The sequence below is a fragment of the Mycolicibacterium hodleri genome, from assembly GCF_025822245.1.
Taxonomy (GTDB): Bacteria; Actinomycetota; Actinomycetes; order Mycobacteriales; family Mycobacteriaceae; genus Mycobacterium; species Mycobacterium hodleri.
Genome location: NZ_JACKTL010000033.1, coordinates 133,238 through 147,044 on the forward strand (window position 1 = coordinate 133,238; position 13,807 = coordinate 147,044).

15 protein-coding genes are annotated in these 13,807 nt (G+C 65.6%); 4 read left to right on the forward strand and 11 right to left on the reverse strand.

The features are described from left to right. The first annotated feature begins 14 nt into the window (after window positions 1-14). Window positions 15-524 (forward strand): MarR family winged helix-turn-helix transcriptional regulator, encoded by a 510-nt coding sequence (locus tag H7J06_RS13130; RefSeq protein ID WP_264039328.1) that lies wholly within the window; start codon window positions 15-17, stop codon window positions 522-524. Here the strand turns inward: H7J06_RS13130 and H7J06_RS13135 are convergent. Then, window positions 508-960, reverse strand: coding sequence for a PTH2-like family protein (locus tag H7J06_RS13135; RefSeq protein WP_264039329.1), 453 nt, complete (start codon window positions 958-960; stop codon window positions 508-510). The two genes, H7J06_RS13130 and H7J06_RS13135, sit on opposite strands and share 17 nt — an antisense overlap. A 79-nt stretch (window positions 961-1,039) precedes the next feature. Between H7J06_RS13135 and H7J06_RS13140 the strand changes: the two genes are divergently transcribed. Beyond that, window positions 1,040-1,498, forward strand: a complete 459-nt coding sequence (locus H7J06_RS13140; RefSeq protein ID WP_264039331.1) for an Lrp/AsnC family transcriptional regulator — start codon at window positions 1,040-1,042, stop codon at window positions 1,496-1,498. Window positions 1,499-1,611: 113 nt separating this feature from the next. Further along, window positions 1,612-2,523 carry a serine hydrolase gene (locus tag H7J06_RS13145; protein WP_264039332.1) on the forward strand — a complete coding sequence of 304 codons (912 nt, stop codon included), beginning with the start codon at window positions 1,612-1,614 and terminating at the stop codon, window positions 2,521-2,523. A 34-nt stretch (window positions 2,524-2,557) separates the two neighbouring features. Here H7J06_RS13145 and H7J06_RS13150 read toward each other — a convergent pair whose 3' ends face one another. Together H7J06_RS13150 and H7J06_RS13155 are read right to left on the reverse strand one after the other, a co-directional pair. Next, entirely contained in the window at window positions 2,558-2,935 is a 378-nt protein-coding gene (locus H7J06_RS13150) for a DUF732 domain-containing protein (RefSeq protein WP_264039333.1), read from the reverse strand. A 12-nt stretch (window positions 2,936-2,947) separates the two neighbouring features. After that, complete coding sequence (locus H7J06_RS13155) at window positions 2,948-3,457, reverse strand: hypothetical protein (protein ID WP_264039334.1); 510 nt, start codon at window positions 3,455-3,457, stop codon at window positions 2,948-2,950. 350 nt (window positions 3,458-3,807) lie between these two features. Between H7J06_RS13155 and H7J06_RS13160 the strand changes: the two genes are divergently transcribed. Next, the gene (locus H7J06_RS13160; RefSeq protein WP_264039739.1) at window positions 3,808-5,718 is read left to right on the forward strand and encodes an ArnT family glycosyltransferase; all 1,911 of its coding nucleotides are present in this window, start codon (window positions 3,808-3,810) and stop codon (window positions 5,716-5,718) included. Window positions 5,719-5,771: 53 nt separating this feature from the next. Here the strand turns inward: H7J06_RS13160 and H7J06_RS13165 are convergent, their stop codons facing one another. The 8 genes from H7J06_RS13165 to H7J06_RS13200 form a co-directional block, all read right to left on the reverse strand. Further along, window positions 5,772-6,623 (reverse strand): response regulator transcription factor, encoded by an 852-nt coding sequence (locus H7J06_RS13165; protein WP_264039335.1) that lies wholly within the window; start codon window positions 6,621-6,623, stop codon window positions 5,772-5,774. Window positions 6,624-6,709: 86 nt separating this feature from the next. After that, window positions 6,710-8,155 (reverse strand): CotH kinase family protein, encoded by a 1,446-nt coding sequence (locus H7J06_RS13170; protein WP_264039336.1) that lies wholly within the window; start codon window positions 8,153-8,155, stop codon window positions 6,710-6,712. Continuing rightward, window positions 8,155-8,832 (reverse strand): DUF4956 domain-containing protein, encoded by a 678-nt coding sequence (locus H7J06_RS13175; protein ID WP_264039337.1) that lies wholly within the window; start codon window positions 8,830-8,832, stop codon window positions 8,155-8,157. The genes H7J06_RS13170 and H7J06_RS13175 overlap by 1 nt, the downstream gene beginning before the upstream one ends. A gap of 47 nt (window positions 8,833-8,879) precedes the next feature. Next, window positions 8,880-9,752: a polyphosphate polymerase domain-containing protein gene (locus tag H7J06_RS13180; RefSeq protein ID WP_264039339.1), complete on the reverse strand. Its 873-nt coding sequence runs from the start codon at window positions 9,750-9,752 to the stop codon at window positions 8,880-8,882. A gap of 102 nt (window positions 9,753-9,854) precedes the next feature. After that, entirely contained in the window at window positions 9,855-10,079 is a 225-nt protein-coding gene (locus H7J06_RS13185; RefSeq protein ID WP_264039340.1) for a hypothetical protein, read from the reverse strand. Next, the gene (locus H7J06_RS13190) at window positions 10,076-10,660 is read right to left on the reverse strand and encodes an MspA family porin (RefSeq protein WP_264039341.1); all 585 of its coding nucleotides are present in this window, start codon (window positions 10,658-10,660) and stop codon (window positions 10,076-10,078) included. The genes H7J06_RS13185 and H7J06_RS13190 overlap by 4 nt, the downstream gene beginning before the upstream one ends. A gap of 145 nt (window positions 10,661-10,805) precedes the next feature. Next, window positions 10,806-12,404: a sensor histidine kinase gene (locus H7J06_RS13195; protein ID WP_264039342.1), complete on the reverse strand. Its 1,599-nt coding sequence runs from the start codon at window positions 12,402-12,404 to the stop codon at window positions 10,806-10,808. Then, window positions 12,385-13,086: a response regulator transcription factor gene (locus H7J06_RS13200; protein WP_264039741.1), complete on the reverse strand. Its 702-nt coding sequence runs from the start codon at window positions 13,084-13,086 to the stop codon at window positions 12,385-12,387. Before H7J06_RS13200 ends, H7J06_RS13195 begins: the two co-directional genes overlap by 20 nt. Between the last annotated feature and the right edge of the window lie 721 nt (window positions 13,087-13,807).

Here is a 13,807-nt window from a genome sequence, read left to right on the forward strand (position 1 = left end):
ACTAAACTCGCCGCATGCCCGACTCCCTCAACCCCGCCCAGCTCCGGGCCTATTTCGCCCTGACGGAGGTGACCAGCCTGCTGCAGTACGCCGTGCGACAACAGCTGCAGGCCGAGGGCGGGCTGAGTTACGTGCAGTTCGAGATCCTGGCCAAGCTCGCGCACTCGGACCGCGCGCTGACGATGACCGAGCTGGCCGACGGCGTCGTGTACAGCCGCTCGGGACTGACCCATCAGGCCGGGCTGCTGGAGAAGGACGGCCTCATCTCCCGTTCGACGTCTCCCGACGATCAACGAGCAACCGTCGTCGACGTCACCGACGCGGGCCGCGCCAAGGTGGCCAAGGTGTTGCCGGGCCACATCGGCGTCGTGCGCGAACTGCTGTTCGACTCCCTCGAGGAACGCGACGTCGACGCCCTGGGGGACATGATGGTCACCGCCCGCGACCACTTGCGCTCTCGGCCGCCCCGGTCGGCGGCGCCACGCAGCCGCTCCCGCGCTCGCGTCCTCAGCGATGAAGCTTGAGTCCGTCGACGATCGCGTCGACGACCTTGCGTTCGGCCCGCACCGCCAGCCCGGCGACGTCCAACTCGGCGCGGCGGACCGCTGCCACCGCGGCGCGGTTCGCCTCGTCGTGACCGGTGTCGAACAGCGCCGTGGTGAAGATGGCGGGAGTCACCCCGCGGTCGACCGCCCGGTTGAGGGTACGGATCAGACGAGCCTTGTCTGCGCCGAACACCATCACGGGCTGACCGAACATCGGTGTGTAGCCGGTCCCGTCGGCATCCTCGTAGCCCAACCCGATCGACTCGACCGCGGTCGCCGCGATGCCGCTGGCCAAGAACGCCGTCACGTTGAGCTTCTGCCACGTCGGGAGAGCGTCGTCGAGGATGACCGCGATCTTGGTGTGCAAACGCGTAGTTTCGTACACGGTACCCGTGGACGTCGATAGTTCGCTCATGGCGACGACGATAGGTAAGTTGCGGGCCACGAACCAGAGTTGCCGAACTTAATTCGGTAACGGGTGCGACGATGGCGGCGTGGACGAATTGGATGCGGCGATCGTGGCCGCGCTGCAGGCAGATGGTCGGCGCAGCAACCGCGACCTCGCCGCGGAACTGGGCGTGTCCCCGTCGACCACGCTGGAGCGCGTCCGCGGATTGCGCCAGAGCGGCGTCTTGGCGGGGGTGCACTTCGTGGTCGACCCCGCGCGACTGGGGCGGCCCGTGCAGGCAATGATCACCGTCCGACTGCGCCCCCAGTCCCGCGAGGTGGTACTGGGTTTCCGGAACTTCGTGACCACGTTGCCGGAGACCATCCAGGTGTTCGTCACCACCGGCGCGGAGGACGTGCTCGTCCACGTCGCGGTGCCGTCGACCCAGGCGCTGCGCGACTTCGTGCTCGACTCGCTGACGAAACGGCGGGAAGTCGCCGGCGTGCGGACGGAGGTGGTCTTCGACCACGAACGAAAGCACGTCATCCCCCCAGCGAGCGGCTAGCTCCCACAACGCCTTCGGTGAGCGGAGTCCGAAGTCGGCGTCGGCCGATTAGGGTGGGGTGACCGGTGGTTGCAGCGTTGCCTCCATGGTCACGATCTTCTCGGAGGGGACACATGCGTCAACGGCTGGCAACACGAGCGATGACGCGAACGGCGATCGTCTGCCTGGCGGTACTGCTCGTCAACGGGTGTGAGGCACAGGTGTGGGGTTCACCGCCGGCCACGCAGGTCACGCCGGAGGCACCCCCTCCGGCGGCGCCAGAGACCCCGTCCGTCGAAGCGGTGGCGCCGCTCGAGGGACTGGACGTCCGCATCCGTCAGGCCACCGCCGACGCGACGTCGTCCGGGGCCGACATCGAGACCGTCGTAATGGATCGTGACACCGGCCAAGTCTTCTCCAACGGAAACAACGCACCCTTCCCCATCGCGTCGGTGGTGAAGCTGTTCATCGCCGACGACCTTTTACTCCAAGTGGCGGAGGGCAAGACGCAACTGTCGGATGCCGACCGTAAGTCACTCGACGTCATGCTGCGCTCCTCCGACGACACTGCGGCCCAGAACTTCTGGGACCGCGACGGTCGAAATGCCATCATCGGACGCGTCGTCGCCCGGTACGGATTGACCAGCACGACGGCGCCGTACAACGGCCATTGGGACGTCACGCAAAGCACCGCAGCCGATCTCGTCCGCTACTACTCCAAGCTCCTGGACGGTACCGGCGGGCTGCCACCCGAACAGGCCGCCATCATCCTGAGCGACCTCGCGCAATCGACGCCAACGGGAACCGACGGCTATCCGCAGCGGTTCGGCATCCCCGAAGGGCTCTACGCCGAGACGGTTGCGGTCAAGCAGGGCTGGTTCTGTTGCTGGAGTGGCTCGAACCAGCTGCACGTGTCCACCGGTGCGATCGGCCCCGACCGCCGCTACCTGATGGCCATCAGCTCCCTGGACCCCACCAGCGCCGCCGCCGCCCGCGCGAACATCACTCAGGCCGTCAAGACGATGTTCCCGGGCGGAAAGATCTAGCCCGCAACTGGATTCGATCGTCGGGCGGCGAGCTCTAGGATCCTGCCCCGAGCAGGTTCAGCCAGTCGTCGCCCGGCAGGGTCGACATCATCGTCGGGCAGTAGATGGAGACGGAGAGCCCGGTCAAGATCCTGGACATCCGTGGGGAGGTGCCGTCTCGGGCGGCGAGTGCGGAGGCGATCGACGCCATGGTCTCACCGGGTTGCTGGATCGCCGCGCAGATCGAGGTCCCCAGGGAGGGTGAGGCGGACGCCCCGGTGGTCGACGCTCCGGCGGTACCGACGGTGTTGAGGACGGGGTCCGTCCCGGTGTCGGCGTGCGCCGACGTCGGCGCGGCCGCCGACATCGCGACGGCCGCGAGTGCGATGAGGAAGCCCATCGTCAGCTTGCGATCTCCAGTGAAACAGGACATTTCGACCCTCGCTCAGGTGCCGGGCGTGGCAAGGGCGCCGGGCAAGGCACCGGTGACGGATGACAGCGAGTTGGCGCCTGGCGTCGCCATTCCCAGCATGCTCGCGGCGTTACTCAGAACCGTGAAGTCACCATTTGCCAAGGATGTCATGAAGTTTGGGCACTGGGTCTGGATCGCCAGCCCTGCTACCCCGCCGGCGAGCTGCGATCCCAGCCCGCCGTGGCCGCTCGCGGTCGTCGCCGTGCTGACGACCTGGCTGCCCGGTTGTACCAGCATGGGGCACAACGACGTGGCGAACTGCGCGATGAGCTGGCTAATCGCTCCGTTGTTGCCGATTCCGAAGTCGCCGAGCAGCGACGCGTCCCCCGCATCGGCGCTCGCCGGCGCAGGAATCGCGACGGCCACCCCGATCGTGGCCGTCGCCGATACGACGAGTCGTACCGCGATGGCGGACCATCGTCGGCGATTTCGGGGGGTCGCCACTCCGATTGGAAGGGCGAGTGTCAGGGTCTCGGTAGTCATGGGTGCGCCGTTCCGATCGTCCAATGGGGTGCGCCGCGGGTGAAGAATTGGTGGCACGCGGATAACGTTCTGCCACTCTGGTCACGTTTGAAACACGAATCGGTCACCGTCTGAAACCTATGGGTGTTGCATGAACCAAACGTCGGACTCGGGACGGTATGAGCCGGGCCTCGCCGCTCGAGCATCCACAGCCAGCACAAATATTCGGCCTAGAGGATGCACATGTGCACGTTGCATGATCCTTTGGCACCAAGGCTCCAACCGTCGCCCGAGCGAAGCACCCGACCACGAAGGACGCGATGACCACCGCAGCACCCGCTACGGAGAACTATGACGATGCCGTCGGCACGATGGTCGGCGTTCCGACATCACCCCCGCGTTGGACCAGGCCTGCGTTGGCCGTGCTGTTGATCGGCACCGCGACGTTCTGGACGATCGGACTCAGCCAAAATGGCTGGGGCAACACGTTCTACGCGGCAGCCGTCCAGGCGGGCACGCAAAGCTGGAAGGCATTCCTGTTCGGATCGTCCGATGCGGCGAACACGATCACGGTGGACAAACCGCCCGCGTCACTGTGGGTGATGGAAGTCAGCGCGCGGCTGTTCGGCGTCAACTCCTGGGCGATTCTGCTCCCTCAGGTAGTGCTCGGCGTCGCGTCGGTGGCAATCGTATATGCCGCCGTGCGTAGGACTTTCGGACCAGCGGCGGGCTTGATCGCCGGCGCGCTGCTCGCGCTGACGCCGGTCGCCACGTTGATGTTCCGCTACGACAACCCCGACGCGCTGCTCGTCTTCGTGATGGTGGCCGCGGTGTGGGCACTGCTGCGTGGGATCGAGAGCGGTCGCACCCGATGGGTCGTCCTGTGCGGCGCCCTCATCGGCGTCGGCTTTCTCACCAAACAGCTGCAGGTCGTGCTGATCATGCCGGGGCTCGCGGTCGCGTATCTGCTCGCCGCGCCGCCGCGGTTTCGAACACGGCTGCTCCAACTGTTGGCCGGGTTGGCGGCGTCGGTGGTGGCCGCCGGTTGGTGGGTGGCACTGGTCGAACTGTGGCCACGGGGCGATCGCCCCTACATCGGCGGTTCCTCCAACGACAGCTTCCTGCAGCTGACGCTCGGCTACAACGGTCTGGGCCGCATCCTCGGTGGCGGAGCTGGCGGCGGGGGCGGACTACCAATTCCCCCAGCTGGCGGCGGACCGGGGGGTCCCGGCGGACCGGGCGGTCCCGGCGGCCCACCAATGTTCGGCTCCGCCGGCATCACCCGTATGTTCGACACCGCGTCCGCCACCCAGGTCTCCTGGCTCCTGCCCGCCGCCCTGGTGCTCCTCGTCGCCGGTCTGGTGCTGTGCGGCCGCGCCGCGCGCACTGATCCCACCCGGGCGTCCTACCTCGCTTGGGGCGGCTGGCTCCTGGTCACCGGCCTGGTGTTCAGCAACATGGCGGGGATCTTCCACGACTACTACACCGTGGCCCTTGCGCCCGGCGTGGCAGCCGTGGTGGGCATCGGCTCGGTGCACCTGTGGCATCATCGTGACAAGCTTTGGGTGACAGCGCTCCTGGCCGTCGTGGCGGCCATGACGACCGGCTGGGCATGGGTGTTGTTAGGCAGGTCACCCGACTTCGTCCCCGCCCTGCGCTGGATCGTCGTGGCACTCGGAGCGGTGGCGACGGTCGGCCTCGTAGTCGCCGCCGTCCGGCCCGGGCCGACCCCTGCGATGGGCAACCTGAAGGCGTGGGCGACAGTCGTGGCCGTGACCGCCGCTCTCGCCGGTCCGGTGGCGTACTGCATCCAAACAGTGGGCACTGCGCACACCGGTCCCATCATCGTGGCGGGCCCGTCGACGAACGGGGGATTGCCCGAGCCCCCTGGCGGCGGTGGCCACCTGCCCGGGCAGGACAAGCCGTCCGAGCAGGTGACTGAATTGCTCTCCGCCGACGCCGAGAAGTACACCTGGGTTGCCGCGGCGATCGGGTCGATGGAGGCATCGGGATATCAGCTGGCGACCGGCGACTCGGTGATGCCCATTGGTGGCTTCGCCGGTGCGGACCCGGCGCCGACGTTGCGGCAATTCCAGGAGTACGTCGGCGATGAGCGCATCCATTACTTCCTGGAGTCACCCCACCCGGGAATGCCCGACTTCCGCACGGAGTCGGGTGCGGAATCGGAATCTGCGCAGATAGGTGACTGGGTCAAGCAGCATTACACCTCGACGACGGTGGACGGCGTCATGCTGTACGACCTGACGGTCGCCGCACGCTGACATTCAGTTGGTCGGGGGTTCACCCGTCCGCCCACCCGAGCCGTCGTCCTGCCTCACGAGTCCCATCGTTGCCCGGCAACGCCGTTGACACCTTCTGGGATGCCGACCGACGGGACCACGACCGAGGACGGCGCGATCGGGGTGATGTCTCCGCGTGACGGCTTCAGGATGTACCCGGTCCGGCGCAGGGTGTGAATCATCGGGTCCCGGCCGTCGTCGACTCGTCGGCGTAGGTAGGACACGTAGAGCCGTACCTGCGAGGATTGTCCCGTGTAGTCGTAGTGCCAGACCCGGCCGAGGATCTCCCGGATGCCAAGAGCCCGGCAGGGGTTGCGGACGAAGAACCGCATGAGCGCAAATTCGGTCGGCGTCAACACGATTCGGTCACCACCACGCCACACGCGCTGATGTTCCTCGTCGAGGACGAGGTCACCGACTGACGCCACGGGACGAACGGACTCGTGGTCTACGCCATTGTTGCGCAGCGTCCTCCGGACCCGCGACATCGCGTCCTCGATGCTGAATGGCTTGACCAACCAGTCACGGGGGTCCGTGTCCACCGTGGGCCGCGAGGACTTCTGGTGCAGAAGAATCGTCAGCATCGTCGGATGAGACTCGCGCAGTCGATCGAGCAGCAGCCGGCCGTCCATGTCGGGCACCCGAAGATCGAGGATCGCCAGATCGGGCCTAGAGCACCGCGCCGCCGACAGGGCGGAGGCACCGTCACATGCGGTAGTCGTGTGAATCCCGCTCGCGTTGAGTGCAATCGACAACATCTCCGCCACGACGCGTTCGGCGTCGACGACGAGCACTCTGGGTTGTCGACCGTCGAGGTGGTTTCGTGACACGACCTCCAGCGCACTGCCCGCCGACTGACGCCATGCGCCAGCATCGCAGGAGGTCATGGGAAACAGGATCGTCGGTCGCCGTGGGGCAACGCTGTCAATGTCGTATCCGTTGCATGTGAGTGCACCCCGAGCTGGGTCGGCCGTCATCCCGACCTCGCCGCGTCGAGGTTTTCCATGCGCTGTGTGATCCACGTGCCGAGGGTTCTGGCTGCCGCCGAGAGTTGTTCCTCGTCAAGGCCATCGGTGATGGGGACCCTGGATGCGATGTCGTCGAGCAGGGCTTTCGCCCTTCCGTCTGCGTACATCTGGTCATACAGCTCCCAGTACGCCCCGTGATAGGTCGGCGCCCATGTGGCTGAGTCCAGGAAGCGGGTCTTGAGCGGGTTGCCGAAGTTCGGCGCCCCGCCGGGGGCACCGGGCATCTCGGCGTCCGGTGGAGGTCCCATCTGAACGTCCTCGTCCGGCTTCGTCGCCGCGCCACCGGTCATCGCCAGGTTCAGATCCCAGGAGACGACGGAGATCTTCTTCGTCGACAGGTCGTACCACAGGTAGTAATTCTGTCCTGGTCCGCCCATGTCATCGCCGTTGGCCAGCAGGTTCTGGGTTGCTAGATATCGCGCAAGTGAGGTGGTGTCCACCCAGTCCGAGACGTGGGCGTCGAACTCCTCGTCATTGGCACCATCCAGCCACGCCAGGAAGTTGATGATCGGCTGCAGGTTGCCGTCGTCGATGGCGTTGATCTGTGTGAATTGACCAGCGTACTTCGATTGGTCGGCTCCCCGGTACTCCATGCGGGAGTTGGCATCCGCCTTGTACAGGTACCCGTCGCCGTCGAACGACGAGTTTGCGTACATCTCGTCGGGGTGTTCGAGCAGGAGCCGCGTCGTCGTCCTGCCGTTGATCGTGTAGGTCGCGTATGCATAGCGCTGACTGGGTTGTCCGGTGTCCGCCGTCAGGGACAGCGCCAGCGCCTCGTTGAGCACCGGCGTTCCCGGTCGCACCGACAACTCGGTGAGTCCCTGATAGCCACGGCCCTCGGCGTTTTCGTCGAGACTGATCAACAACGGCAATGTCGTGGGGTCCTCGGCCGACGCCGTGGACATCCCCGTCATGGCACCCGGTGGACCCCCGGCACCGCCGGACTCGGGTGCACCAGGGGGACGCCGGCCGTCACCGCGCAGCCCCATCAGGGTCGAGTTCCCCTTGAGACGCACCGCCGCGTCACTGATCTGCGTGCCGTCGATGACCAGGTCCGCGGTCACCCACTTCTTGTCACCGTCCTTCTCGTACGCCGAGATCATCCGCTTGTACTGGGCATCGGAGACGTCGATGACGAGAGTGTGCGGCACGGTGCCGTCGAAGAGGTCGACCGTCCCAGCGATGTTGTCGGTGATCTCGGACTGCATGATCGTCACGTCGCTGGTGATGTACGGCCGGATGCGGTACGAGCCCACCGCAGCCGTCAGTGCGATGGCCACGACGGCGAGCACCGCCAGCACCCTCCAGTGCTGCCGCAGTCGTACGGGCACTCGGTGGGCATGCCGCCTTTTCGGTGGCTCGTGGCTCACGGGCAGGTTGGGGTCGTGCATCAGATGTCGGTCTGGTCGTATCCGGTCAGCACTGTCACTCGCTGGCCGGTGTTGACGGCGCTGAGCGCGGCGATCAGCTCGCCGCTCTCGTGTCCCTTCTTCAACTGAGTGGTGTAGTAGAGCTCGTTGAGCGCGCCCGAACGTGCAGACTCCGTCGACACCAGCTCGAATTCCGAGCAGAACTCGATGAGCACGTCCTCGACACGTGCCGCGTACTCGGGTTCCGGCGGCACCTGCACCTTGACCACCTGGCGTTGAACGTCGAGCTTGAACCAGTTGAATCGGTACATGATCAACAGCACCAGGCAGATGACCACAGTGGCGGCGACGGCCAGCACATAGAAGCGGGTGCCGGTGGTCATGCCGACCGCCATGGCCAGGAAGATGAAACCGACGTCGCGAGTCTCCTTGATGGCGTTGCGGAATCGGATGACCGAAAGGGCGCCGACGAGGGCGAACGCGCGGGCGATGTTCGATCCCACGACGAGCATGATCACGGAGATCACCATGCACACCATGACCAAGGTCTGCACGTAGGACTGGCTGTAGGAGACGTTCTTGTGCGTGTATCGGTAGACCCATCCGATGGTCGACGCCAGTAAGAAGGACAGCATCAACGACGCCGTCACGTCGAATACGGTGAACGTTCCGCTGAGGTCTTGCAGGTCGATGGTCATTGGCGACCGTCCCTTCGATGTGTGCAAAGTGTCTTGGTGGTCATGTATTACGTTGTCGTGAAATCGTTTTCGTCGGTCAGCGTCATGAGTTCCGGTGCTCCGTCGCGTGACCGAGGGGCCATGCCGAACGCTTGTACCGACTGGCAGTACTTGGAGACCCGGATCACCGACATGTCGGTGCGGGCCGCAAGATCGGTCACCCAGTAGGGCACTCGTTCGTTGGCCTTGATCTCGACCACGGCCAGCTTGGGCGGGATGATGAATCGATTCGTGGCGCCGGAGGCGAAGTGGAAGTCTCGATCACGGCCGTGCACCTGATGATCGATCGTCACCCGCAAACCCACGTCGGCATCGCGGCCTACGAACGCCTCGCGCAGATATCCCGTCGTCACGATGGGGCGCAGGTCGAGGTTGCCGACCAGCGTGGTCACCTCGTCGACGAAACCCTTCTGAGACGGATGGCACTCCAATGGTTCTCGCGCATCCAACCATCGATGTGCTTGTACGTACGGCAATTCGATTCGACGTTTTTGCGTCACGCGGTTCACGCGTTGTTTGATCTCGACCTGGACGGGGGTCTGCTCGCCGCAGTCCGCCGGCTGTCCGTAAAGGCGCATGCGCAATTTGCGACGAAACCGCAGGCCCTCGATCTTCTCCCAGTAGAACCGGAGGTCCGCCGTGTCGTAGTACAACGAGGTCACCGGGTATCCACCCCGCGGCGAGAACGGATCCGATGCCATCCGCGCCACGAGTTCGGCACGCAAGTCGGCGACCCTGAACTCGTCGAGGAAGTACTTGATCTCGTATCGGTTGAACGAGTGCAGGCGGCTTGCCGTTTGTTGGTAGCCGGTCGGCTCCGTTGGCACGTCGTCGTGCGGGCGGTCTGGCGGTGAGGCCCTCCGGGCCAGCCACCTCTTCATATCCTTCAATGCTGCAATACCTTTCATCGGAGTTCACGTGTTGTTCAGTGACGAAACCAGGTGCGACTGTGGAAGTCGTATGAGACGGGTAACCGATCGGTATCAGGGCACCGGGACGGCGGGCGGCGCTTCCTCGACGGGTCGGTTCGTGGATACCGTCAGCGGTGGCCAGGAAAGCTCTGTCGGCGGCCATGATTCGATCGAACTGCTGCCGGGGCCGTCATCGTCGTCGTCATCGTCATCGTCGGCATGGGCCACCCAGGCGGCGCCGATCGCGATGGCGGTGGCTGCCAGTAGGGCGGCGACCGTTCGCCATGCCGCCCTCACAACGGGAGCACCTCGCCATAAACGTTCAGGGCGTCGTCCGAGGTGTCCGAGCTGGTGACCGCGGAGGCAAAGAGTCGCGCAGTGACCGCACCGCCACACTGGTCGACTTGCACGTGAGCGTCGAGAATCGAGATGGTGGCGACGGATCCCTTCAGGGTCTTCGCTCCAAACCCGACGGCCTTGATGCCGCCCGACTTGAGCGTCGTACCAATGTTGGGACCCACGCCCACTTCGTTGTCGTCGGTGTCGAACAGGTCGGTGTCGAGGCTGAACCCTAGATCCAGCCCGTCGTCGAGGTTGACCTGGCACCCGAGCTGTGCGCCCACCACCAGCTGGCCAGTGTTGATCGGGTGCTCGCCGACGCCGTCGACGGTGAGCGTGACCCTGCCGCTGAGGTAGCCCTCCTTCGACAAGAGTGCGTTGGCCATGTTCGGCACCGCGTCGTATCGCGCGTCGGTCAGGGACAGCGTCACCTGCCAGCCGTCGATCGTCGTCACCTGGCGCACGACGTCCGGCACCTTGACGGCTTCGGCGTGAGCCGCCGCGGTCGAATTGGCCAGCATGGCGACGATCACCGCCACAACGCCAGATACCTTGCAAATGAACAACTTACTCAACACCCCATGCTTGGCGAGTTCACGCGTCGGCTGTCGTCGCCAACACATTCGGTCCCGCGCAGCATGCCCGGCCAACATGGGCCGTTGCTGTGCAAAGAGTATCGAGGCGCTATCGCTCGCCGGCTGCGGCGACAGGCACGAAGCCCACGTGTGAACGAGCCGCCACGACGTCGGTGGCCGAACCCGACTCGGGCAGCGTCACGGTGAAACAGGTGCCGCTCGCACTGCTGTCGACCCCGATGGCGCCGTGGTGTGCGATCACCACGGCCCGGGTGATTGCGAGGCCGAGTCCGGTGCTGCCGGCGGCCCGGGATCTGGATCCGTCGCCCCTCGCGAAGCGCTCGAAAACGTTGGGCAGGAGGTCTTCTGGGATTCCCGGCCCGTCGTCGAGGATGGCGAGTGTGACCGTGCGGTCGACGTTCGCCGCCACCGAGGTAATGATCTTGGTGCCCGCCGGTGTGTGTACCCGCGCGTTGGACAGAAGGTTGGCCATGGCCTGGAAGAGTCGCGAGCGATCCCCGATCACGCTGACCGTGTCAGGCGGAATGTCCAAGACCCATCGGTGGTCCGGTCCCGCGATGTGGGCGTCGTGTACGGCGTTGATCAACAGGTCCGAGAGGTCGACCCGCTCGCACTCTACGGGCCTGCCGGTGTCGAGTCTTGCCAGCAACAACATGTCTTCGACGAGTTCGTTCATGCGTCGAGACTCGTCGCGAACCCTGCGGAGCGCGTGTGCGAGGTCCGATCGGTTGCGGAGGTTTCCTTGCTCGTCGGTGTCGCCGACGAGGCGCTCCGCGAACTCGGTATACCCCTGGATCGAGGCCAGCGGGGTCCGCAATTCGTGACTCGCGTCTGCCACGAATTGGCGGACCCGCGTCTCGCTGGTGTGCCGCGCCGTAAGGCCCTCTGCCACCCGGTCGACCATCGTGTTGAAGGCCGTGCCGAGCCGTCCTATTTCGGTGTGTGCCGTGGCGGGATCCACGGGCTCCAGGGGTGTCGGTAGGCGTACCTCCCCGCGATCCAACTGCAGACGGGCGACGCGCTGCGCGGCCAACGACATGCGGGACAGAGGATCCAACTGGCGGCGGATGATCACCATCACCGCGGCGACGGTCGCAAGAAGCGCCACCAGCGACGACACGGCGATGATCCATGCCGCCGACGCCAGTGTCGCTTCCACGTCGGCCATGGGGAGCCCGGAGACCACCACCACGTTGGTCTCATCGATTGGAATCGCGGTCAGGCGGTAGTCGCCGACACCGTCGAGCGCGACGCTGACCATGCCCTTCGTCGGTACCTGAGCGAGTTGGTCGACCGCCGTCGAACTCAGCGCGATCCGATTGCCGGTGGGCGTGATGACCGCCGCCTCGGCCACGGTGCCAGCCGACCTCACCGCCCCGACCGTGCCAGACGACTGCCCCGGCCCGTCGAGGAACAACGGGCCAGGTCCCGAGAAGCGGACGAACGGCAGTTTGCCCATCTCGTAGAACATCGTGGACCGTGACTGCGCCTCGAGCACCTGCGCGTCCAGTTGACCCATGAGGTAGCTCCTCATCGCCAGCAGGGTTCCCGCGCCCACTGCGACGCACAGGCACACGCCGAGACCCGTCACGACCGTGACGAGGCGGATGCGCAGGGGCCAGGTGCGCGGGGTGAACAGTCGGACGACCCGCGCGCGATCGGGGGTGCTACTGAGGTTTGATGACATATCCGACGCCTCGGACGGTGTGGATCATCGGGGTCCGATCCGCGTCGACCTTCTTGCGCAGATACGAGATGTAGAGTTCCACGACGTTCGAACGACCGTCGAAGTCGTATTCCCACACGTGGTGCAAGATTTGGGCCTTGGTGAGAACACGTCGCGGGTTGTGCATGAGCACCCGCAACACCGAGAACTCCGTGGCGGTGAGGTAGAGCTGCTCGCCGGCGCGGGTCACCTCGTGGCTGTCCTCGTCCAAGACCAGGTCGCCGACGACCAGTTGACTGGACCCGTCGACCACACCACGTCCGGACCGCTTCACCAAGGCTCGGAGCCGAAGGATCATTTCCTCCACGCTGAAGGGCTTGGTCACGTAGTCGTCTCCCCCGGCGGCCAGTCCGGCAATGCGATCCTCCATCGAATCCTTCGCCGTGAGGAGCAGCACGGGCAGCTCTGGCCGGATGCGGTGCAGTTCGTGCAACACGTCCAGCCCGCTCATGTCGGGCAGCATGAGATCCAAGACCACCACGTCCGGGCACCCGGCGGCGGCGTGGCGGATTGCCGCCGCGCCGTCGGCCGCCGTGGCCACGTTCCACCCTTCGTATCGCAGGACCATCGACACCAGATCGCTGAGCGCCGGTTCGTCGTCGACGACCAGCACTTGGATCGGGGAACCGTCGGGGTGGGTGATGCGGTCGGCGCCAGCCAATGCAGGCGATCGATGGACTACGTCACCGGTGTTGTGCACCTAGCAATTCTGTAGCAGCTCTCTAGCGATGCCCTGTGCAGAGTCTATGCACCAGCTATGCCTATCCGCGGCCGCCGGACTCCCCGGTCGGACCGCCGGGCGCGCGATTCGCCCGGCCGGACGGTACATCTCGGTGACGTCATCTGCCCGAACACATTTCGTTACCTGGCCGAACGGCCGCTCGACACAGCCCAAGCACAGAACCTTGCTACGACACCCATAACCCTTCCTGGGGTACCTCGATCCCATGACCGGCAGATCCGTGGCACCGTCGAATGCGTTGGCGCGCCATGACGCCGACAATGCCTACGACAGAAGGGAATTCATGACCTTGTCATCACGCTTCCGAAGGCACCGTCGGGTGACCGCTGCGGTGCTGTGCGCCGGATCGGTCGCTCTGGGGCCACTCTTCGCGACGGGGATCGCCGACGCGACGCCGCCACCGCCGCCGTGCGCTGCTCCACCGGGACAGCCGTGCCCCCCACCGCCACCTCCCCCGCCGCCCCCTCCGCGGTAGCCCACGACCGTACGACTGAAAGGACACTCCCCGAATGACGATGACCTTCAAGAACTCCCACCGAGCGGCACTCGGCTCGGCGGTAGTCGCGCTCGCCCTGATGGGCTCGTCGGCGGGCTTGGCCGCTGGCGTCGCGTCAGCGGCACC